The organism is Nostoc sp. C052, assembly GCF_013393905.1.
Lineage (GTDB): Bacteria > Cyanobacteriota > Cyanobacteriia > Cyanobacteriales > Nostocaceae > Nostoc.
This window is the reverse complement of record NZ_CP040272.1, coordinates 2,743,881-2,766,655: the sequence shown is the minus strand read 5'-3', so window position 1 is coordinate 2,766,655 and position 22,775 is coordinate 2,743,881. Positions and strand designations below refer to the sequence as shown.

At 40.4% G+C, this 22,775-nt stretch carries 19 protein-coding genes; 12 read left to right on the top strand and 7 right to left on the bottom strand.

Annotation, left to right across the window (positions count from 1 at the left end; all coding sequences use genetic code 11):
• Positions 1-592: 592 nt before the first annotated feature.
• Positions 593-1,672 carry a hypothetical protein gene (locus tag FD723_RS10980; protein WP_179065369.1) on the bottom strand — a complete coding sequence of 360 codons (1,080 nt, stop codon included), beginning with the start codon at positions 1,670-1,672 and terminating at the stop codon, positions 593-595.
• A gap of 53 nt (positions 1,673-1,725) precedes the next feature.
• Positions 1,726-2,709 (bottom strand): hypothetical protein, encoded by a 984-nt coding sequence (locus FD723_RS10975; protein WP_179065368.1) that lies wholly within the window; start codon positions 2,707-2,709, stop codon positions 1,726-1,728.
• A 446-nt stretch (positions 2,710-3,155) separates the two neighbouring features.
• Between FD723_RS10975 and FD723_RS10970 the strand changes: the two genes are divergently transcribed.
• From FD723_RS10970 to FD723_RS10950, 5 genes are all read left to right on the top strand, one after another.
• Positions 3,156-3,908 carry a winged helix-turn-helix domain-containing protein gene (locus tag FD723_RS10970; RefSeq protein WP_179065367.1) on the top strand — a complete coding sequence of 251 codons (753 nt, stop codon included), beginning with the start codon at positions 3,156-3,158 and terminating at the stop codon, positions 3,906-3,908.
• Between the two features lie 53 nt (positions 3,909-3,961).
• Entirely contained in the window at positions 3,962-5,287 is a 1,326-nt protein-coding gene (locus FD723_RS10965; RefSeq protein ID WP_179065366.1) for a cell wall metabolism sensor histidine kinase WalK, read from the top strand.
• 28 nt (positions 5,288-5,315) lie between these two features.
• Positions 5,316-5,984, top strand: a complete 669-nt coding sequence (gene phoU, locus FD723_RS10960) for a phosphate signaling complex protein PhoU (protein WP_179065365.1) — start codon at positions 5,316-5,318, stop codon at positions 5,982-5,984.
• 362 nt (positions 5,985-6,346) lie between these two features.
• Positions 6,347-6,976: a Crp/Fnr family transcriptional regulator gene (locus FD723_RS10955; protein ID WP_372743812.1), complete on the top strand. Its 630-nt coding sequence runs from the start codon at positions 6,347-6,349 to the stop codon at positions 6,974-6,976.
• 127 nt (positions 6,977-7,103) lie between these two features.
• Positions 7,104-8,765 carry an iron uptake porin gene (locus tag FD723_RS10950; protein WP_179065363.1) on the top strand — a complete coding sequence of 554 codons (1,662 nt, stop codon included), beginning with the start codon at positions 7,104-7,106 and terminating at the stop codon, positions 8,763-8,765.
• A 75-nt stretch (positions 8,766-8,840) separates the two neighbouring features.
• On the opposite strand, the gene FD723_RS10945 is transcribed toward FD723_RS10950, so the two are convergent.
• Positions 8,841-9,101, bottom strand: coding sequence for a hypothetical protein (locus FD723_RS10945; protein WP_179065362.1), 261 nt, complete (start codon positions 9,099-9,101; stop codon positions 8,841-8,843).
• Between the two features lie 139 nt (positions 9,102-9,240).
• On the opposite strand from FD723_RS10945, the gene FD723_RS10940 reads away from it, so the two are divergent.
• From FD723_RS10940 to FD723_RS10925, 5 genes are all read left to right on the top strand, one after another.
• The gene (locus tag FD723_RS10940) at positions 9,241-10,062 is read left to right on the top strand and encodes an ATP-binding protein (protein WP_256875138.1); all 822 of its coding nucleotides are present in this window, start codon (positions 9,241-9,243) and stop codon (positions 10,060-10,062) included.
• 12 nt (positions 10,063-10,074) lie between these two features.
• Complete coding sequence (locus FD723_RS42665; RefSeq protein WP_256875137.1) at positions 10,075-10,368, top strand: hypothetical protein; 294 nt, start codon at positions 10,075-10,077, stop codon at positions 10,366-10,368.
• Between the two features lie 104 nt (positions 10,369-10,472).
• The gene (locus FD723_RS42660) at positions 10,473-10,625 is read left to right on the top strand and encodes a type II toxin-antitoxin system Phd/YefM family antitoxin (RefSeq protein ID WP_256875136.1); all 153 of its coding nucleotides are present in this window, start codon (positions 10,473-10,475) and stop codon (positions 10,623-10,625) included.
• A 121-nt stretch (positions 10,626-10,746) separates the two neighbouring features.
• Positions 10,747-10,998 (top strand): Txe/YoeB family addiction module toxin, encoded by a 252-nt coding sequence (locus FD723_RS43885; protein ID WP_306297018.1) that lies wholly within the window; start codon positions 10,747-10,749, stop codon positions 10,996-10,998.
• A 212-nt stretch (positions 10,999-11,210) separates the two neighbouring features.
• Positions 11,211-12,878 (top strand): IS1634 family transposase, encoded by a 1,668-nt coding sequence (locus tag FD723_RS10925; RefSeq protein ID WP_179063859.1) that lies wholly within the window; start codon positions 11,211-11,213, stop codon positions 12,876-12,878.
• 442 nt (positions 12,879-13,320) lie between these two features.
• On the opposite strand, the gene FD723_RS10920 is transcribed toward FD723_RS10925, so the two are convergent.
• The 3 genes from FD723_RS10920 to FD723_RS10910 form a co-directional block, all read right to left on the bottom strand.
• The gene (locus tag FD723_RS10920; RefSeq protein WP_179065360.1) at positions 13,321-14,778 is read right to left on the bottom strand and encodes a YdiU family protein; all 1,458 of its coding nucleotides are present in this window, start codon (positions 14,776-14,778) and stop codon (positions 13,321-13,323) included.
• Between the two features lie 325 nt (positions 14,779-15,103).
• Entirely contained in the window at positions 15,104-15,568 is a 465-nt protein-coding gene (locus FD723_RS10915) for a hypothetical protein (protein WP_179065359.1), read from the bottom strand.
• A 380-nt stretch (positions 15,569-15,948) separates the two neighbouring features.
• Complete coding sequence (locus FD723_RS10910) at positions 15,949-16,524, bottom strand: GNAT family N-acetyltransferase (RefSeq protein ID WP_179065358.1); 576 nt, start codon at positions 16,522-16,524, stop codon at positions 15,949-15,951.
• Between the two features lie 406 nt (positions 16,525-16,930).
• Here FD723_RS10910 and bioB point away from each other — a divergent pair, with 406 nt between their 5' ends.
• The gene (gene bioB, locus FD723_RS10905; protein ID WP_179065357.1) at positions 16,931-17,938 is read left to right on the top strand and encodes a biotin synthase BioB; all 1,008 of its coding nucleotides are present in this window, start codon (positions 16,931-16,933) and stop codon (positions 17,936-17,938) included.
• Between the two features lie 350 nt (positions 17,939-18,288).
• Here bioB and cax read toward each other — a convergent pair whose 3' ends face one another.
• The gene (cax, locus tag FD723_RS10900) at positions 18,289-19,380 is read right to left on the bottom strand and encodes a calcium/proton exchanger (protein WP_179065356.1); all 1,092 of its coding nucleotides are present in this window, start codon (positions 19,378-19,380) and stop codon (positions 18,289-18,291) included.
• Positions 19,381-19,994: 614 nt separating this feature from the next.
• Here cax and FD723_RS10895 point away from each other — a divergent pair.
• Complete coding sequence (locus tag FD723_RS10895; protein WP_179065355.1) at positions 19,995-22,712, top strand: DUF3536 domain-containing protein; 2,718 nt, start codon at positions 19,995-19,997, stop codon at positions 22,710-22,712.
• Positions 22,713-22,775 lie beyond the last annotated feature (63 nt).

The following is a 22,775-nucleotide window of genomic DNA, read 5'->3' as shown; positions in this document are numbered from 1 at the left end:
CTAATAACTTTTTTTAGTTAAACTTAAATTTTCTGTGATATATTGATGTAGTCAAGAATACCCGTGATGTAGATAATATTGTATTAGATTTTGAAACATTAATATTATGTCTAGTCAAGAACAAAATTCCAATAAAGCATTGAATCAATCACAAGCCAGTGGAACAAAGAAGAAAATACAACCTCCCCCAGACATCAAAAAACCAAAGAAAACCGAATAAAAAGCGTCACGTTGCAACTCTTGGAGACGCTGCGCGTAGAAAGAACCCCAAAGGGGTACGCTCCTCAAAATTATTGCATTATTGATCCCCATAAATAAATTTAGGGGCAAGTAAACGGATTTCGTATTTCTCTCTACGAGACACCAAGGGCGAAGGCGCTGTGCATCTCGAAATACATTTTTTTACTTCTCTATACAGAAATTTATGGGCTTGTATCCTTTTCGTTTTCGGTCACAATTATTTGTATAGCAACCAGCAAATCCCCGACTTATTAAATAAGTCGGGGATATTTTTGATTACGAATCACTCAGTATTTTTGTAGAGACCTAAATGCAATTAATTCTCTACAATTACCATTAAAAATCAATCAGCTTATTTATTTTTCGCTTGAGTCTTTGCCTGTTCTAAAGCTATTTCTTTGATTGCCTGATATGAATTAACATTTGAAGTACCTTCAATAGCTTTAACAGCCAAATCCTGAACTTGTTTGAGAGCGGATTCAAGTTGTTTAGAAAGATTTTGAATTCGCGTTTCTTGATTCGTAATAGTTTGTTCTAGAGATTGCAGCCTTTGTTCATAGAAACGCTTTTGCCCTTCCACTTCCTTAGAATATAAATCTGATTTTATTTTAGCTTGGTAGTGAGCAATACCTTTGCCCTCTTCTGTAGCTTTTTTAATGGCTGCTTCTTTATCTTTCGGAAAAGCCTCTACCTTAGCTTTTAACTCTTCAAATTGTTTTTCTCGTTCAGAAATCGCTTTCTCCCGTTCAGCCCATTGCTTTTCTGTCTCTTGTAGTAATTCTTCCAGCTGCTTATATAGCCCTTTCTGCTCTTGTTCGTATTCGTCATTTTGCAGTTGTCGCTGGAGTTCTAAATTATACTTATACTCTGAAGCATCGCGTTGTCGAGTTTTATTCAAGTTTTCATTCCGTTCTTTTATCGCCCGTTGCTGTTCCTCCTGTTCTTTTCCCCAAGCATTCCTTTGCTCTAATATTTCTTGAAATAACACTTCAGAACGTCGAGTATATTCTTCCTCATAAGCTTTAGTATTATCTTCATAGGCTTGGATGAGAGTATCCAAGATATCATCAGAAATTTCTAAATTGTGCAACTGCCTTAATTGTTGAATTTCTTCTTCTAAAGTTCGCCTAATTTCTTCCAACTTAGAGGATTTTGTGGTTAGCTGTTCTGATAATTCATTAGCAGCACTGCCAAAACCTAATTGAATCTTCGCCAAGCTTTCAATTGTATTATTCATCTTTTGTTGGACACTAGAAAGCTGATTCATAGCTGTTTTTTGTTCTAATTTAGGCTGTTCTTTAGTTCCAGACTGGTTTTCTTTGGCAACTTGATCGAGTTCCGATTTTAGTGCTGCTTTTTCTTTTGCTAACTCCTCATACGCCTGAAGAATTTCTACTTTAGTATTCTTATCAGTCGGTTTTTTCCCCACCACAACAAACCTCCTCTTCAGGAATTAAAGATGATTAAGATGCTATAGACTCACAACTATTTAGGATTAGAATTACCAAAAGCCCTCATAGCTAAGTCTTGTGCTTGTTTTAATGCAGTTTGCAATTGAGCAGAAATACTTTCTATTTGCTCAGACTGTTTCTTAATTGTTTCTTCCAGAGATTGAATTTTTTGTTCATAGCTCTGTTTGTTAGATTCCCATTCTCTTTCAAATAAATCAGCCTCAATTTTAGCTTTTTGGCTTGTTTCTTTAATTGCTTCTTCTCTAGCTTTTTTAACGGCTTCTTCCAATTCGTTAGGAAATGTAGTTACTTTTTGTGCATAATCTGCAAAGAGTGGTTGGCGTTCAGCAAATATTTTTTCTCGTTCTGCCCAATCTTTCTCTTTCTTTTGAGAATTTTCTTGTATTTCCCTTTGTTGTTGGCGCTTTATCGCTTCGTAGCTGTCTCTATTGAGTTTACGAGTAGTTTCTAACTTATATTGAGATTCTTCTTGTTCTTGCTGGCGATCTTTGGCTAATAACTCATTATATGCTTGGAGCTTTTCTTCATACTCTGCTTGCTCTTTTTGCCATTCTTTTCGCCTAATTGTAATTTCTTTCTCTAGAGCTTCCCTTTTACTAATAGTATCTTGTTCGAGGATTTTTAATTTTTCTTGGTGTTCTTGACTTAAAACGTCTAGAGTATCTGCAACAACTCTGATCTGTTGTAGTTCTTGTAGGCGTTGAGTTTCAATTTCTATAGCTCGGTTTAATTCATCTAACTTAGAATTTTCTTGAGCTAATTTTTCAGATAATGCGTTAAGAATACTGCCAAACTCCAATTGTAAATCAGCTAAACCTTTGACAATACTATCAACTGTATATGCAGAAGCCGCTTGCAGAATCTCTTGACTTTTTGCCTTTTCTGCTTCCTCTTGTTTGGTTGCTATTTTAGATTCCAGCTTTTTTCTTTGGATAATAATTTGTTGAAATGCTTGCATTAGTTGTTGTTTGCTGTCCTTGACTCCAACTGTAGTCATCTTTCAACTCCCTTCAATAGGCAAATGATTTATTGGGTAGCAAGCCATACCAATGACTACCCTATGCAGACATCAGAGTAGCCTTTGAATCAACATTTTTAACGCAGTGGAAATACTGAAATGATCCACATCCGACACTTAAGTGGGTACGAATTTTCCACAGATGTGTCCTTCTGTTTTTCAGGTATAGTTTTCCCTTTGAGGTTTAATAGTACTTTTGTACTAAAATAAATATACCTAAGCGAATCTCCTCTTGTCAAGACAAATTATTAGAAGCTTGTAGCCATAGTGATTGACGATTAGGAGACTGCTGTGGTGTATGTTACTTTTTGTAAAGAAAATCTAAAAGAATTAACCTTAGCAGCAGCGCGGTTACAGTAAGGCGGGATAATAGATTCAATTAATCCTAATTGATACAAGCACAGTCCTAGACTTTTGTGATATCAATGTACACCACTGAATCGACCAAATATTCTGCTAGAACGGACATTGGACAAACCAGCCGTATTCTAGTAGTAGAAGATGAAGAATTAATCCAGGAAATGCTAGCTGTAGCTCTGGAAGAAGAAGGTTATGGGGTGATAACTGCCCCTGATGGGCGGTCTGCTATCGAGTATCTCAAAAGTTTTGAAACCAATTCAGGGGAACTTCCCTTCGATCTGGTTATTCTTGATTTGATGCTACCTCAAATCAATGGGCTAGATATTTGCCGTTTGCTGCGTCATCAAGGCAACCCAGTACCCATTTTAATGCTTAGTGCTAAGGGTAGTGAAACTGACCGGGTTTTGGGGTTAGAGGTGGGCGCTGATGACTATCTGACCAAACCCTTTAGTATGCGGGAATTAGTGGCTCGTTGTCGGGCTTTACTCCGCCGCCAACGCCTAAGTAATTTACCCCAAATACCAGTATTAAAATTTAAGGATGTCTCCTTGAATCCCCAAGAATGTCGCGTACTGGTTCGCGGTCAAGAAGTCAGTCTTTCTCCCAAAGAGTTCCGCTTGCTGGAACTGTTTATGAGTTACGCCCGTCGGGTATGGTCACGCGAACAATTGCTCGATCAGGTTTGGGGGCCGGATTTCGTCGGCGATAGTAAAACTGTAGACGTTCACATTCGGTGGTTGCGCGAAAAATTAGAGCAAGACCCTAGCCATCCCGAATATATTGTGACTGTACGAGGTTTTGGCTATAGGTTTGGATAATTAGTGGCGATAGTTGTTAGTTTTTAGTAGTCAGCAAGAAACTAACAACTCAAATGCTTTTATTGGGATTTTTTCTGGGTTTAGCGGTAGGCATTGGGTTTTGGGTTTGGCAACAGGTTCAACTTAACCGCTACCTGGGGCGCTTACTCCGACCGTTAACCTCCCATTCTTACAAGATGGGACTGCTGTTGATTCCTGGGTTGCGGCAAGAAATAGCGATGGTGAAGCAGCAGCGGCAAGATTTGCAGCAGTCGTTGCAAACTTACCAAGACCTGCTAGATTTTGCACCAGTGGGATATTTGCAAGTGGATGAGGAAAATCAACTGCTGTGGTGCAATCGACAGGCGCAGGAAATTTTGTATCTCCAAAGATGGCAACCAGAACAGGTGCGCTTATTATTGGAGTTGGTACGGTCTTATGAACTCGACCATTTAATTGAGCAAACTCGTGATTTGCAAAAACCACAGACGGGAGAATGGATATTTCATCCATCTTGTGATGATGCAGCAGAGATGGCAACAATCAAATCTCTGGCTTTGCGGGCTTCTAGCTTGCCTTTACCCAATGGACAAGTGGGAGTCTTTTTAGAAAATCGTCAACCGCTATTAGATATAAATCAAGTACGCGATCGCTCTTTTTCTGATCTAGCACACGAACTGAGAACGCCGCTAACTTCGATTCGGTTAGTTGTAGAAACTTTACAAAACCGCTTAGAACCACCTTTAAATCGTTGGGTTAACCGTTTGATGCAAGAAGTTGATCGGCTGATTAACTTAGTGCAAAGCTGGTTAGACCTTACCCAAATGGAAGCAAACCCAAATATCCAATTGCAAGCCAAAGCTGTAGAATTGCGATCGCTCATTACATCTGTTTGGGAAACACTAGAACCTTTGGCACAGCGTCAACATCTGTCTTTTTCTTATTCTGGCCCTGAAAATATTTGGATTAAGGCAGATAGAGCCAGGATTTACCAGGTTTTTCTCAACTTGCTAGACAACAGCATTAAGTACAGTCCTCCTGATACAAGCATTCACGTCCAAGCAAAAATCCGCTCAATAGATAATAATGAGAGCGATACTGTTTCCCCAATCCTGGAAATAAATCTAATTGATTCTGGAGTCGGATTTTCCGAAACAGATTTACCCCATATTTTTGAGCGATTTTATCGAGGAGATAAAGCCCGAACCCATTCTCCCCAAGATAGTAACTCCATCGGGGCGATCGTTGGCAATGGATTAGGATTAGCGATCGTTGAGCAAATTCTCATCGCCCACGGTGGTTCAATCAAAGCAATGAACCATCCAGAAACCGGTGGTGCGTGGATGCAGCTGCAATTTCCTGAAGTTATGGCAAACTCCCTAAGCCAAGACTATAGTTAGTAATATCTTCACCTTTGAGACAACAAGTGTGAAAGCTGTCGATTATAGTCCCAATCCTCAAAGACCACAACTCGCACGCGCCATTAGGCGCTTAGAACGGGATGTATTACGTATGGGTGCCTTGGTAGAACAATCGTTTCGCCTCAGCCACCAAGCGTTATTTGCTCGTAACTTAACAGCAGCAGAAGAACTTCCCCGATTAGATAAAAAAATCGATCGTTTTTATCGTCAAATCGAGTCAGACTGTACGGCGATTATGACGCTGCAAGCGCCTACGGCTCCAGATTTGCGCTGTTTAAGTGCCTTTATGCAGTTGGTGCGAGATTTAGAGCGCATTGGCGATTATGCTGAAGATTTGGCTGAGATTGCGATTAAAATTTTTCCTTATGCGCCTCATACATCTTTGCCAGAAATTGAAGCTATGTCCCTTCATGCTCAGGCGATGCTAGCAACTAGTTTAAAGGCCTTGGGAGATTTCGATGAAGCTGGTGGACGCCGTTTAAAGCACCTAGATGATACTGTAGATGATGCTTATGATCGCGTTTATCAGACTTTAGCCCAACAACGAGATGTGCCTGGTGTTGTCGAGCCAATTGTACTACTAGCACTAGCAATTCGTTGTCTGGAACGTATGGCAGATCATGCCACTAATATTGGGCAGAGGGTAGCATATATTGTCACCGGTCAACGTTCTTAATTGACGTGCCGCCCAGAACCCCGACTTCTTCAATAAGTCGGGGTTCTGAATCCAGGGCGTGGTCTATTTACCTGAAAATAGCTGTAAAAAAAATAAGTTAACTAAATATTTTACTAAAAGCTTACCTTTTCTTAAACTTACACAATTAAAGTAATAAAGAAATAGCTAACTAATCCTGATCGATCTCACTGATAGATACCCAAAATAAGAAGTTGTTGATATCAAAAAATTTGTATTTACTTCCTAGCTCTAATTGAGAAGAATAAACTTTCAGATATACAGGTAGATTTTGATGCAAATTATTAGAGTTTCTTAATCATTAGAAGTAGCAAGATTCCCTGATAATTTTGAATTTACGGTTAATTATGTATTCCACAAGTTCTACTTCAAACTCTTCTACCGTGTCACATAGTTCTGCATTCAGCGAACAATTACCCCAGCAGATATTTGCACGTCGGGAAGTAATTCCACCTCAAAATGATGTACTTTGGCGTATTGAGCATGGTGCAGTTCGTACCTTAACGTGGAGTGAAGACGGAACATTCATCACTCTCGGTTATTGGGGACTAGGGGATGTGATTGGCTATCCTTTGTCTAGGGTCAAGCCCTACCAGATTGAATGCCTCACTGGCGTGGAAGTAAGCATTGTGCCACCTCATCTGTGGTATCAAGATATTAATGCCTTGTTGTCTCACATTCAACAGGCAGAGGATCTACTAAGTATTGTGCATCGAAAACCAATTTCGCTACGTCTATGGCAGTTTTTAGTATGGTTAAGTGAAAAATTTGGACGTGATATAGATAAGGGCAAATTAATTGATCTAAATGTTACCCATCAAGATATTGCTGAAGTGTTAAATACTACGCGAGTAACAGTTACCCGACTCTTACAACAGCTTGAGGAAGAAGGAACAGTCTTACGTCACAAACGCCGCATTATTTTGCGCTTACCAAATAAATTCATTAAAAATTATAGTTCAGCACTATATTAAATGACTTGTATTTCTCACAAGATAAATGTATAATCGTGCTTGTGATTGTGTGTAAAAATCCTGAAAGTAAAGTGCTTTAAGCATTTTATCGTGATTGGATTAGTAGGTGTGAGTGAGAGTAAATAACATGACAAAACGATTCTGGAATCTTTTTAAGGTTAGTCCGGTTGTTCTAGCTGCTGCATTTTTCGCGGCGAATAGTGCTTTAGCTGCTGAAGTCAACGAAACAAATGTTTCCCAGTTATCTGAAGCTCAAGAGTCTAACAATATTGATCAAGTAACATCAGTTTCGCAATTTTCGGACGTACAGCCCACAGATTGGGCATTCCAAGCTTTGCAATCCTTGGTTGAGCGCTACGGCTGTATTGCAGGTTATCCCAACAGTACTTATCGTGGAAACCGTGCTTTGACCCGTTACGAATTTGCCGCAGGTTTAAATGCCTGTTTAGACCGGGTTAACGAACTGATTGCTACAGCTACAGCCGATTTGGTCAGCAAACAAGATTTAGCCACTTTACAGCGCTTACAAGAAGAATATTCTGCTGAACTAGCAACTCTGCGCGGTCGTGTCGATGGTTTAGAAGCCCGCACTTCTGAGTTAGAAGCTAATCAGTTCTCTACTACCACCAAGTTGGTTGGGGAAGCAATTTTCAACATATCTGAGCCTTTTGGTGGTAACAGAGCAGTTGCTTCTAATGCTGTTGGTGCCGGTCCCAAATTGGATTCCAACACGACTTTTGGGGATCGAGTTCGTTTGAACTTGTACACCAGTTTCACTGGTAAAGACCAGTTGCAAACTCGGTTAACTGCTGGGAATATCATCAATAATAATGCTACTGGTAATACTGGCGCGACTGGTACTAACATGACCCGCTTGGGCTATGACGTGACTACCGCAGACAACAGCGTTAGCATAGATAAACTCAACTATGCTTTCAACTTTAAAGACTCAGTGCGCGTCAAAGTTGATGCTACTGGTGGTGAGTTATACGAAAACGTTGATGTTTTTAATCCTGACTTTAAGAGCAGTGGTACAGGTGCTCTTTCTCGTTACGGACGTTTTAGCCCCATCTATCGTCAAGGTCAGAATGGCGCTGGTTTGACTGTTACTTTGAATCCTAACGGCCCTATTAGCCTTACTGGTGCTTATTTAGCACCTTCTACTGGTAATGGTCTCTTTGGTGCTAATAATCCCGCCACTAATAACGGGCTGTTCAATGGTGATAATACTATCTTCGGACAGTTATCTTTCAAGCCCAACAAAGCCTTAAATATTGGTCTGACTTACGCCCATAGCTACCTAGCTGGGAATGCTGCTAACAGCTTCTTCCAAAGTACAGGTAGCGGTTTTGCCAATAGCCCCTTTGGAGCTGTGGCTGGTATTCGCGCTGAATCAAACAATTACGGTGTAGAAGCTACGTTCCTATTTAGCCCTAAGTTGGCTCTTAGTGGTTGGGGAGGTTACACAACTATATCTACTCTTGCTGGTGCACCTAGAGATGCAGAGGTTTGGTACTACGGTGCAACACTTGCTTTGAGAGACTTTGGCAAAGAAGGCAACGTTTTAGGTATTATCTTTGGTCAACCACCCAAAGTTACTGGTGGTAACGTAAAAACAGGTAGTCCTCTTGACTCTGGTACCTCTTATCACTTAGAGGGTCTTTACAAATACAAGGTTTCCGACAATATTCAAGTCACTCCTGGTTTGTTGGTAATTTTTAATCCAGAGAACAACAACAATAACGACACTGAATATGTAGGTACTCTACGTACTACCTTCACCTTCTAAAATTGGTGATGATTAGATAAACAAAAGCCCACCTCAAGGTGGGCTTTTGTTTAGGAAGAAAATTAGCTATGTTAGCTATGTGGGATTAGAATCTGGCTGATTTGATATATCTTTTGGGGGGCGATCGCTACTCCAAGCCCACCACACAGAACCACAGTGACAGTAGTAGAACTCTTGCCATTTGCGACGACGGTCTTCTGTAAGTACAGGCGATCGCCGATTTAGCCAAACTTTTTCAGCTTCTAGGCTACTTGAGTGACAGTTAGGACAGCAAAAATCGTATGCATGTACTGCCTGATTTGTCCATTCAGGTGGGAGGGGAGCAAAAGCATCCATGTAGTTACAAGTGTAGTCTCAATAGCGATCCAAAACTTTAAGGTTTTGAATTGGGCGGCAAACAAATACTATAAAACTCCGCCACACGATCAAACTGCTTAATCAATATTTTTATAGCTCGATCTGAATCTATTCAAGATTGCGATCGCATCTCACAAATCAAAGGTTAACACGAAAAGTTTATTTTTTACTAAAAGAAAATATTAAAGGTTGGCATTTGCTGCGATTGTATATTCGTGGTGAATGTTTAGGGTCATTGGTTAAATCTTTGGGCGATCTGGTTTGGGAAACTATTGAATCTTCATACGAGCAATTTCTAGATTCTAAAACACAGACAGTTCGTGTCGCAACACCACAGGAATTTGTAGGGCGACGACGGGAACTTCAGCGATGTCTTAAAGCACTCCGAACGCCTAATACTTTAGGAGTGCTCGTTTGTGGTTTAGGGGGAATCGGCAAGAGTACAGTGGCAGTACGGTTACTAGAGTGGTTAATTGGATATGAGCAGATTTTTATCTATCGTGGATTTGATGAGGATAAGTTGCTACGTCTGCTTGCTGAACAATGTATCTCAGAAACTGGTTTAGAAATTCTGCAAGGCAAGCTGCCTTTAATGCAGCGTCTAACTAAATTTCTACAGCAAGGATTGAATAAACCAGAACAAAGATTTGTCTTTGTACTAGATGATTTTGAGGCGAATTTAGAGCTAAGAGCAGATAGACTACAAGTATTAAAGGCAGATGTTGTTGAAGTATTAATGTATTTACTAAGGGCGATCATTAGATCTCGCCTTCCTCATCGTGTAATCATTACTTGTCGCTATGACTTAGTTTTACCCGAAGAAAACCATCGTTTATATCGTGAGTCACTGACGACATTAAAAGGAGTAGATTTACGCAAAAAATATGATCGGCTCACGTCATTTAGTGGCAAGATTGACATTGATTCAGATCTAAAATAAAGGGCTAAACAATTGGCTGATGGCAACCCTCGTCTGCTTGAGTGGTTAGACAAAATCTTGCAGGTTGAAGACTTAGAACATGATAAAATCTTACAAGAGATGGGAAAGGTAGAGCAGAAATTTCGTGAAGATGTTGTAGCAGAAGTCTTAATAAACCAGCAACCAGTTCATCTAAAACAATTGCTAAGTTTAGCTTCAGTATTCCGACTGCCAGTGCCTAAAGTTGCTATCAAGAATAGTATCCGCTCGGTAAATCGGGGTAGAAACAAAAAATCAGAATTTAAATTGGTACATACTGGGTTATAGAATATGAGACATGACGCAAAAATCATCTGCGGAGAACTTAGTATCTTCACTGCTGCAAACCATCAACATTCAACTTACAAGTGTAAAGGAAACTCTTGATACTTATGGTTTCTACTACTTATACTTACACACAAGCACGAGAAAAGCTGTCTGAACTGTGCCAGAAAGTTACTTCAGAACGCGATTTTGTAATCATTACACGTCGTAATGCTGAAAGTGTAGCTTCAATACCTCTTGATGAACTTTCTAGTATTTGAGAAACTGCTCATCTTTTACGTTCCCCTCGTAACGCTGAACGTTTGCTAACAGCTTTAAATCGAGCTAAATCAGGAGTTGTGAAATCTCAAAGCTTGGATGATCTTAGTAAGGAGTTGGGATTTGACCAAAAAGAAGAACCTCAAAAACCAATCAAAAGAAGAAATTCCAGCAACTCCAAAGCAAAGAAAGACAGTATTTCAACCTGAATTTTTAGAAGACTTAAAATTTTGGGTGGAAACCGATCAACGAGTTACCCTTAAAGTCTTGGATCTTGTCAAAGAGATTTGCCAAGATCCTTTTAAGGGGAAAGGTAAACCGGAACCTTTAAAATATTTAGATCCTAATACTTGGTCTCGCCGTTTAACACAATAACATAGAATTGTATCCCACATTCCGCACCTAAAACTGGCACACAGAGAAAGCAGTAAGTAAATTAAAACTACTGGTAGAAATTGAGACAAGAAAAACCCAGAAGTAAAGTTAATAGCCAGAATCAGGGTAAAAGTCAAAAAATAAATAAAATTAGCACTCTATAAGCTTCCATCATGAAAAGCTAAAAATAGTTGATGGGATATAGTGTGAAAATGAATTCGCCTTTGAGCATTGAAGTAAAAAATTTAAATCACCTGGGGATAGTAGCAGGAATTATTGATGAAATAGGGTTGGTAGACCAAATAAATAAAATACTTGGACAGCACCCGCAGTCTAAAGTGAGTGCGGGTCAGGCGGTCAAAGCAATGATACTAAACGGGTTAGGGTTTGTATCTGGAACATTATATATGTTTCCTAAATATATGGATAGCTATGCCTGTGAACACTTGATAGGAGAAGGAGTATTACCAGAACATTTAAATGACGACAGACTAGGAAGAGTATTAGACCAATTATATTTAAAAGGATTAAGTGGAATCTTCACTTTAATAGCGTTAGCAGCAGTAAAAAAATATGGAGTAGATTTATCATCGCTACACTTAGATTCTTCTTCATTGCATCTGCACGGAGAATATAAAACTGGTTTACCCGAAGTAGCCTTTGAAAGAAATGCTCCCACAGAAAATGAAGATAAGCTCCTAGAGTTAGCACCACAACCAATAAATATAACTTATGGTTATTCAAGAGATCATAGACCAGACTTAAAACAATTTATTCTAGAGTTAATTTGTAGCAGTGATGGGGATATTCCCATCTTTTTAAAAGCAGCGTCAGGAAATCAATCAGATACGAAAACCTTTGCGAAAACTCTCGTGAATTTTCGAGAAAATATTGATATAGATGCGTTAATGGTAGCAGACAGCGCATTATATAGTGCCGAAAACCTGAATTTGATGAAAAGCCTCAAATGGTTATGCAGAGTTCCATTGACAGTGGGGTTAGCCAAGCAAATACTATTAGGAATAGACTCCAAAGATTTAATCCAAAGTGAAATAACAGGTTATTCATATATAGTCAAGTCTAGTAACTATGCCGGGATCGAGCAAAGATGGCTGATAGTTGAAAGCCAAGAACGGAAAAAAGCAGATTCTAAACAGCTGATGCGCCGTGTTCAGCAAGCCCAAATAAATGCTCATCAAAAGCTCACAAAATTATGTAATGAAGAATTTGCTTGTCATCGAGATGCCAAGAAAGCTGCATTACATCTATCAGAGCAATTAAAATATCATTGTTTGGCTGAAATTAAAATATCTAAGAAACAGTTAAAACCTCAAGGTAAAAACAAAAACAACAATCAGAATGACTGGAAATATTACTATCAGATATCCGCGCAATTAGAGCAAGATAAAGCAGCAATTGAACTTGAAAATCGCGCTTCGGGAAAATTTATTTTAGCAACTAATATTATTGATGAATCCCAATTAAGCCACACTGACATGATTAAGGAATATAAAGCTCAACAATCATGTGAAAGAGGCTTTGCTTTCTTAAAAGACCCTTTATTCTTAACAGATAGCATATTTATTAAGTCACCGGAGCGCATTGAAGCTTTATCAATGATTATGGGGTTATGTTTGTTGGTTTATACTTTAGGACAACGACAGTTACGTGGAATTTTATTAGCTCAAAACCAGGAAATAAAAAATCAATTAGGTAAACCAACAGACCGCCCCACTCTCAGGTGGATATTTCAATGTTTCCAAGGTATTCATTTATTAATTGTTAATAGTGTTTCACAAATATCAAACCTCTCTGATGAAAGATTATGGATATTACAATTTTTTCCTAGTACTTGTCGTCGCTACTATTTATTAGTTTGATTATTATTTTAATTAAGCTTTACTTTTACTAATTTTTGCAAGAGTTACTCACTCTATGTTTAGTAACTCTACGTTTTAGTGCAGCATTTTTTATACCGATTCTTTATTTTCGCAAACTCTGGTTTGATTTTTAAATTTCCATCTCTCCAATTTTGGTTTTAAATCAAAAACTAACCCCACAATTCTTTGCTATTTCTTTTGTGACAGTTCCGGGTGCGGAATGTGGGTTGTATATCTTGTAGAAGGTGATGAAATAAATTTTTTACAATCTCGTTATCATTATTAACTATTAATTATCCCAAAATATAAGTAGCACGGTTTTCTGTGCGAATGCTACTCATACCCTATTTTCTTATGAAACGTAAGGTAAAGGCATCTATTTACAAGAAAGCAGGGGGGCAAAGGAAAAAGGATTTTCGTTATAAACCTTGCCCCTTGCTAACTATTTCCTAGACTGAATTGCCTCGACTAAATCATAAAAAGGTTGCCAATTATCTTCCTGGGCAATTGGTTCCCAAATAGACTCAATTACTGACCTTAATAATACCGTTTTGGGATTATTAACAGCTAGAGTTTGGGCAATTATATCGGTGTTATTGCTATCAAAATCGTTCAAGATTTTATGGTATAATATGCACCAATCATCAAAAATCCCTGACGCACCGGGCACTGTCACAATCTCTGAATTATTCATCACAAAACCTGGTTCATCTCGCCATTTCGATGAAAAAGTACGAGCCATTTCATAAAAAAACTGGTGATAACCAACTTGGCTATCTTTCAAAAATTCAACCGTTAGATTCAATAGTTCCGCAGCTTGTGGATGTGGCAACTCTGAAAAACCTAACTTTTTCAACATCAAATAACTGTATTCAGCTTGATAATATTCATCAAACCTTTCTAATGCAGTTTCCATTTCGCCTTTATCAATAATCGCCTTTAAAGGTTCTTGGAGCATTTGTAAATTTAGTTGGCAAATACTTGGTTGATTCCCGTAACAATAGCGTCCATAATAGTCAAAATATGCAGCTATAAAGGATGGGTTATAACTCGGAATAAATGCGTAAGGCCCGTAGTCAAAACTCTCTCCAGTAATCGACATATTGTCAGTATTCAAGACTGCATGACAAAAACCAGCCGCCATCCACTGTGCTACTAGTTCTGCAACCCGTTTAACTAATTCGGCGTAAAACAGGGCATATTTATCTTCTTCAGCATTTAAGTGTGGATAATACTGCTCAATTACGTGGTCTAACAGCTTCTTAGTTAAATCTGGACGCTGGAAATAGTGCAGTCGCTCAAAAGTGCCAAACCGGATATGAGAACTGCTCATTCTAATCATCACAGATGAACGGGTAGGCGAAGGTTCATCGCCCCGCCAGAGGGGTAAACCTGTTTCAATCATGCTCAGACAGCGCGAAGTACGTACACCCAAGTAATGCAGTGCTTCCGCAGCCAGAACTTCCCGCACCCCACCTTTGAGCGTCAGCATACCATCGCCACCACGGGAGTAGGGCGTTCTCCCAGAACCTTTAGTGCCAAAATCGTACAATTGGTCATCATTGGCGCGTACTTGCCCGTAGAGAAAGCCTCTACCATCACCCAGCTGTCCGTTATATTCACCAAATTGATAGCCGTGGTAACGCAGTGCCAACAAGGGTTTGCGCCCTTGAAATTGACCAAAGGCTGTGATGAAATCTTCGTCTTTGACTACTTGGGGGTCTAGACCAAAACGGGGTAATAGTTCATCGTTACGCCAACGCAGGAGGTGTTGGGGAAATTCCGCCGCTGCAACCTCATCATAGTAGTCATCGCCTAGAGATTCTAAAGCGCTTTCGTAGTTGAGGGTGAGAAAAGGATTGCTAGAATTCTTGTAGTTTGGGGTTTCAGCCAGAGTCATTACGAGCAAAGCTTAATTCATTCTTCCTTTAATACTACCTCTGGCTTCAGCATCAGCATAGACGCAAAAAGCGATTCATCTCTAAAATATGGCAGCACCACCGTCAAAATCTGGAGCCCATAATGAATAAAATTTTACAATTAAAGAAAAAGTTAACTTAATTAGCAATTTTAGACTCTAAATTTGAGTTTTTGGTTCAGAATCACACCAATATCAAAAGCAACCTTTGAGTTTTTATGATTGCTATGAAGACTGGCTTAACCGAAGTTTGTATCAAATCCGCCAGTCTTCTGAAACTTAACCTTAATTAAATGAAGCTGAGTTTTTATTTGTTAATTGGTTGTGATGTTGGTGCGGCAATTCCTACTGAGTTGGATGTTGCTGGTGATACCTGTGAAGAGAGAATTTTTTTCACTTGTAGGTTATAAGTTTGTAAAATTGATTGAACCTGTTTCTGTTGTTCTTGATTCAGATCCAAAGATTTTAACACTATCCTGATTCTCTGACGTGATTGCAGTGCTGCCTTAAATTTAGTAGCTTGGGACGGGTTTAATAGAGCCTGAATATCTTTATCTCTTTGCTGGCGAGCTAGTTGGATTTGTAGCCGCTGTTGCTTTGTGAGTTTGATGGGCTGGTGTGATGCAGCACTAGTCTGAGTTTTGAAGACTGGTGTAGTGGCTGAATTTGGAACTGGTGCTGCCAAGACAACTCCGTTTAAGATGGTAGCAAAAGCGAAGATAGCAGAAAATACAGAAAATACAGAAAAGGGCTTTATAGAATTAATGGACATTTGAAAAAACTCCTCAGTCATTTAATAAGATTGGACACATCGGCTAAAGCTAACCTTGATAAATAAGCCAGGTCGTGAATAAATCTTACTATTGCATTTGCTTATGGACTTGTTGTGTATTTATTATGAATTTGCTATGAATGTGTAAATGTTCACGACTGAGACATAAAATTATTTCAGTTTAGATGTTTTCCTATTATCAATAGTTGTAATTTTGGCGATAATAGCAAATTCAAAATAATGGTTTTAGCTATTTTTAGGCGTTATTGTCTTACAGGGATTTTCTAATTTTTGCTAGAAACTAGTATTTGTAAACATGTAAATATCGTATATAGTGTGAGAAATAAAATAAATATTTGTGATGACGATACTTACTGTATTTAAAATATAGGTATTTTCCAATTAGGATTTGTTAGGCTTGTCAAAATATGATCTTCCCATTGACCATTAATTAATAAATAGTCTCTAGCATATCCTTCAATAACAAAACCGAGTCTTTTGAGTACATTGCCACTGCGTCGGTTGTGAGGCATATAATTAGCCATGACTCGGTGAAAATTTAACTCTTGAAATAGATATTGAGTTGCAGATTTTAGCCCTTCTGTCATATACCCTCTACCTTGTTTATTTTCAGAAAGGCTATATCCCACATAGCAAAAATGAGCGGCTCCTCGGACAAAATTACTAAAATTGACCGTTCCAATAACAACGGTGGGATTTTTTTTGGTAAAAATAAATAGTTTTAACGATTGCCCATTGATAAATTCCAGAAAACTATTCTCTATTTGATATTGCCAATATTCTTCAGTGAAGAAACCATCAGCCCAAAGAGGGTAGAATGGAGTGAGATAAGTTTTATTGTTAATGAAGTATTTGAGAATTTGGGGTATATCTTCATGGATCGCTGCTCGTAATAATAGGCGATCGCTTGTAATTATTGGCAGTTCTGATATCATAAACTACTTAATCGGCGGGATCTGTTCCCATAACATTCTCTAAATTTATAAATTCTCTCATACCCTGCGGTTTAGCAGCAGCAAAGGCAATAGAATTCCCTCCTATATGGGAGCAGGGGGACAAAGGGCATAAGGTAGACAAGGTAGCAATATATCTCCCCTCTCCCTTGTCTCCCTAAAGCGATTGATTATTTTTTTATTTGGAAGTCCCTTAATCTGCCATTCAACCAAAATCTTGATAAGCTGATGTCTAATATCTAGAGCGGAAGGATTGAGAGCCAATGGGTGATAAAGCACAGTGCAGGGCATAATTTCGATAAAATAGCTTTGCCCAAACGCTGTACCGCAGCAGATTCAAGCAAAAAACAGCTCAAGATTCAACCCAGTCTACAAGAAGGATAGTGATGTGGTGGGAATACGCTACGATTGGCAGGAATTAGAGATTCGGGCGATATACAACACGCCATTGCTAGAGCTTATTTATCAAGCTGCTAGCATGCATCGCCAATATCATGACCCAACAAAAATACAAGTTTGTAAGCTCATATCGATTAAAACGGGGGGGTGTCCAGAAGATTGTAGCTACTGCGCCCAATCTTCTCGCTATAAAACAGAGGTAAAGGCGCAAGCACTCCTAGAAAAGGAAACTGTAGTTAACATTGCCCAGAAAGCAAAAGAAACTGGTGTCAGTCGCATTTGTATGGGTGCTGCTTGGCGCGAAGTGCGGGATAACTCACAATTTGAGGAAGTCCTAGAAATGGTCAAGGATGTAACCGCAATGGGCTTAGAAGTGTGCTGCACTCTGGGTATGTTAACGGCCAATCAGGCCAGGAAATTGGAAGAAGCGGGACTTTACGCCTACAACCATAACTTAGATACCTCGCAGGAATATTACAGCACAATTATCACTACAAGGACTTATAGCGATCGCTTGAACACAATTGAAAACATCCGTCAGACAAATGTTACCGTATGTTCTGGCGGTATCCTTGGTTTAGGCGAAACCGTCGATGACCGTGTTGGAATGTTACAAACTCTGGCAAACTTACATCCGCATCCAGAGTCCGTGCCAATTAATATTCTTTCACAAGTACCAGGCACACCCTTAGAAAATCAGCCTGATGTTCCCATTTGGGACATTGTACGGATGATTGCCACAGCCAGAATTTTAATGCCTGCTTCCGATGTGCGTCTTAGTGCTGGTAGGGCGAGACTTTCTCAAGTTGAGCAAGCTTTCTGCTTCATGGCAGGAGCCAATTCTATCTTTTCCAGCGACGACAACAAGATGTTAACAGTGACAACTCCTTGTCCAGATTACGACACTGACCGAGAAATGCTGAACTTACTTGGTTTGGGTATGCGATCGCCTTCCCAAAGACAGGAGAAAATAACAAGTCCGGCTGTTGTAGGATAAATATCTTTTTGTGGGGTGGGCGTCTCGCCATTGGTGTCAAGTTAAGGCTGGTTCCCAAATGTCAAGTGACCTTTTGGCATTATCCCGATGCCGTTTGCGAACAGCTTTAACAAGTCCCATTGAGCGATGATTTTCGACAAGCCAAGGTATAAGTTTTAACTGTGGGTTCTGCAAGCAGGTACGGTTAAAGAAATACAAACTGCGGAACATATTTGCTCAAATAGCACCAGAAAAAGATGGCTGGGCAAACTATCAAGACATTGAGATAAGGCTTGTTTGCTCCAATGGCAAGATGCTCACTCCACAAGAGTTATGTTTAGTTAGATTATGCAAATTAGATATTTTTTAGCTTACCCCATACCTTCCATAACGGGATGGAAGTAGAAGGCGAACCCCAATACTGTATAGGCAGCTAATAATAAAGTGCCTTCCAGCCAATTGGACTTACCATCAGAACTAATACTGTTGGCAATCAACACTGACACAACCACAGCTACTAATTCAAAGGGTTTGAAATCTAAATCCATTGGTTGGCCTAATATCCGCCCTGCAATAACTAACACGGGCGCTACAAATAGGGCAATCTGCATACTCGATCCCACAGCTACCGAAAGGGAAAGATCCATCTTATCTTTCATCGCCACGGTGACTGCTGTGGCGTGTTCAGCCGCGTTACCGACGATGGGAACCAATATCACCCCTGTAAACAGCGCCGTCAAACCTAGCTGAGATGTGGCCACTTCCAGAGAATCTACTAGCATTTCTGACTCAATTGCTACTAGCAAGGTACATACTAGCAACACGCCAACCCACAACATCATATTGGGTTTCGTGTGGGGTGTTTCCTCTTCTTCTGACTCCGCTACGCCCACATCATATAAATAGGAGTGGGTTTTCATCGAAAATAGTAGCGTTAGGGCGTAAACCAAAATTAATACTACAGCAACAGCAATAGAAAGATTTTGCAGTGTTTGTTCGTTAATTCCTTGAGAGGTATAATTCATTGCCGTTGGCATCAAAATGGCAATCACCGCCAAATTCATCGAAGCAGCATTTACCCGCGCCACAATTGGCTGAAATGTCTGTTCTTTGTAGCGCAGTCCTCCCAAAAGCATGGAAAAACCCATTACTAGTAGTAAGTTGCTAATAATCGATCCCGTGATACTGGCTTTGACTACATCGATTAATCCAGCGTTCAATGCCACTAGGGCAATGATTAATTCTGTGGCATTGCCAAAGGTGGCGTTTAATAAGCCCCCTAATGATGGGCCGACTACGACAGCAATTTCTTCTGTGGCTGTACCCATCCAAGCTGCTAAGGGCAAAATTGCTAATCCAGCTGTAATGAAAACTACCAATTCTCCCCACTCCAGAAAGTGGGCTGCTACAGAAACCGGGATGAACAATAGTAAAGCGAAAAGAATAATGTTTTTGGTTGACATTTCTTGTTTTGGGTTGAGGGTATCTTATCGGAGTGCTGAGTGCTGAGTGTTGAGTTAGGAGTTAGGAGTTAGGAGTTAGGAGTTATTATTCTTGTCCATTAGGAGCATCTCCTTGCTTTCCTACTCCCTAATTCCTACTCAGCACTCAGCACTCACTACTCAGCACTGCTCACTACTCCCATAGGATACTCTCAACCGCCTGTAGAGCAATTCAGAGATTGTACTGTTTTCCGTTCAACGCTGCGAATGTTGTGTAAAGCAAAATTGCGATATAATGAGTTATTGTAATCTTTTGTTGCAAAAGTATGAAATAGAGCCAAAATATTACATCAAAAATGGGGTTTAATATATTAAAAGACAATTAAAATTTTGATTAGCACCCAAGAAGAGAAACCCCTAACTGAGGCTTTGTTCAATGGCTAATTACTTTAAGCCTTCGGGGAAAGGGCTGTGCGATAACGCAGATTTCCCACTACAATAAAACAGCTTTGTCAAAATTTAGTTGGATATCATAGTTGTTGTTTATACCGGATTTTGTGTTCAAACTATTGTAGTAAGGTTTACGCACAATGTTTTCGGTGCAACTGCAAGTTTTTTGTTTTGGATAAATATACATGACTTCTGCTGCTGAAATGCCAGCTAGCTCTGGCTCAACGTTAACATTACATTCAGATCCCAATAACACCAAAGAAACTGATCCCCTGAGAAAGGCTAATGGTGTTTACGTGACGGTGCATGGTCATTTTTACCAGCCACCAAGGGAAAACCCTTATCTGGACGCAATTGAACGCCAACCGAGCGCTGCACCTTTCCATGATTGGAATGAGCGGATTCATTGGGAATGTTATCGTCCAAATGCCTTTGCCAGAGTCTTAAACGATCAAGGCGAAGTGGTGGGGATCGTCAACAATTACGAGTATTTCAGTTTTAATATCGGGCCAACGCTGATGTCGTGGCTAGAACGCTACGATGTGGAGGTTTATCAGCGGATTTTAGAGGCAGATGCCAAGAGTAGCGATCGCCTGTATGGTCATGGCAATGCGATCGCGCAAGTATACAATCACATCATCATGCCCCTGGCCAATGAGCGCGACAAATATACCCAAATTCGCTGGGGTAAAGAAGATTTCCGCTCCCGTTTTGGCCGCGATCCCGAAGGAATGTGGTTAGCAGAAACCGCTGTAGACTACGCAACCCTAGAAGCTCTTGTTGCTGAGGGTATTCGCTTCATTATCCTTGCACCATCTCAAGCACTGCGTTGTCGTCCCCTCCCTACTCCAGAACATCCTCATCCTGAATGGATCGAAGTTGGCGGTAGTCAGATTGATTCGACGCGTCCTTATCGTTGTTATTTGCAGCCCACATTAGATACTTCATCTTCACCTCTAAGTGCAATCGCCACTAGCCCCAACGATGGTAGTACAGAAGAATTACCCTACATTGATATCTTCTTCTACGATGGCCCGATATCGCGGGATATGGGTTTTAGTGATGTGGTTTATAATTCGAGTCGTTTTGCCGGACGTATCGGTTCAGCAGTGCGTGGGGATCATCGCCCAGCACAGTTAATCTCTGTGGCGACAGATGGGGAAACCTTCGGACATCACAAAAAGGGAACTGAGAAAACTTTAGCCTATGCCTTTACTAAAGAGTTTCCTCAACAAGGTTGGACGGTAACGAACTTTGCACACTACCTGAGCTTAAATTCTCCCGGTTGGGAAGTGGAATTAAAGTCAGTTACAGCCTGGAGTTGCGCTCACGGTGTCGGCAGATGGGAGGATGACTGTGGTTGCGGTGGTGAAGGCTCAGTTTGGCATCAGAAATGGCGTCGTCCTTTACGGGATGCCCTAAATTGGCTGCGGGATCAGCTAACTGAAGTGTATGCAGAGCATGGTAGACAGTTATTTCGCGATCCCTGGTTAGCGCGAGATGAATATATCCAAGTATTGCGCGATCGCTCTGCTAGCAATGTCAACCGTTTCTTAGCCCGTCATCAAACCCACAAACTAACAGCAGCCGAACAAGTAGATGCTCTACGTCTATTGGAAATGCAGCGTCACGCTTTGTTAATGTTCACTAGTTGCGGCTGGTTTTTTGAAGAAATTTCCCGTCCAGAGGGGACGCAAATTCTCCGCTACGCCGCCCGTGCTTTGGAATTGGCAGGAGAAGTAGCTGGTGTGCAGTTAGAAAAAGGCTTCGTCAAACGCCTTGGTTTAGCCCCCAGTAATGTGGATGAGTTCAAACATGGTGCCGAAATTTATCGGCAACTCGTGTTAACTGCCCAACTTGGATTTAAGCAAGTAGCAGCCCATTACGCCATTACTTCCCTATTTACCAATCAGAAACCAGCAGAAACGCACAATTCCCTACCGAGAAAAGATGCTGCTGACAAACAGTCTCAGCGTTACCACAAAAAAGTTTATTGCTACGCTGCCAATGAGTTAGATTACCAACTGCAACGCATGGGATCGCTAACTCTGGCTGTGGGGAATTTAAAGCTGGTATCAGAGATTACTTGGGAAAGTGAGCATTTGGTATTTGCGGTGCTGCATTTAGGAGGCTGGGATTTCCACTGTGGCATTCAACAATTTACCGGGCGGCGTGACTACAGCCAATTAAAAGAAAAGCTGTTTGGGGCGCTAAAACAAGCTAGTGCGGCTCATACCATCTTGGCTATGACGCAGCTATTTGGAGAAGAAGCTTTCAGCTTGCAAAATCTATTTGCTGAAGAACGCCACCGGATTATGCGGCTGCTGAGTCAGGAAACACTGACACGTTTAGGACAGTTATATACTCAAGCCTATCGTGATAATTACGGTGTGCTGATGGCGTTTCATCGTGATGAAATCGCAGTACCGCAAGAATTGCAGGTAGCAGCCGATATTGCTTTAGGGCATCGCTGTCTGATGACATTGCGATCGCTTGAGCAAGATATCGCCGATCCCCAAAAGAGTTGGAGTCACATCTTAGAATTAGAAGCGATCGCAACTGAAGCAAAACATCTGCGTTGTCGGCTGAATATTCCAGACGGTAAACAGATGTTAGAACAATTAATTGCGCGATGGCTCTGGCAATTGTTGAACGATGCCAATGGCAGTTTTAATGCAGATATCCAACTGTTAGAGCGATTGATTGATGTCGGGGATCAACTAAATATTGATGTTTCCCTACAGCGATCGCAAGAACTATACTTTAGCTGTCTCCATAGTCAGATAGCGCCAGTCTGTATTACTAACCTTGACAACGAAGGAAATAATCAGTGTCTTCAGTTGCTCAAGTTGGGCAAAAAGTTAGCTGTTGATGTCAGCACAATCTCAAATCAATTGGGATAAGCGCACAATAGACTTCTTGCATAAATCGGGTAAAGGGAAAGGGTTAAAGGGAAAAGGGATAGA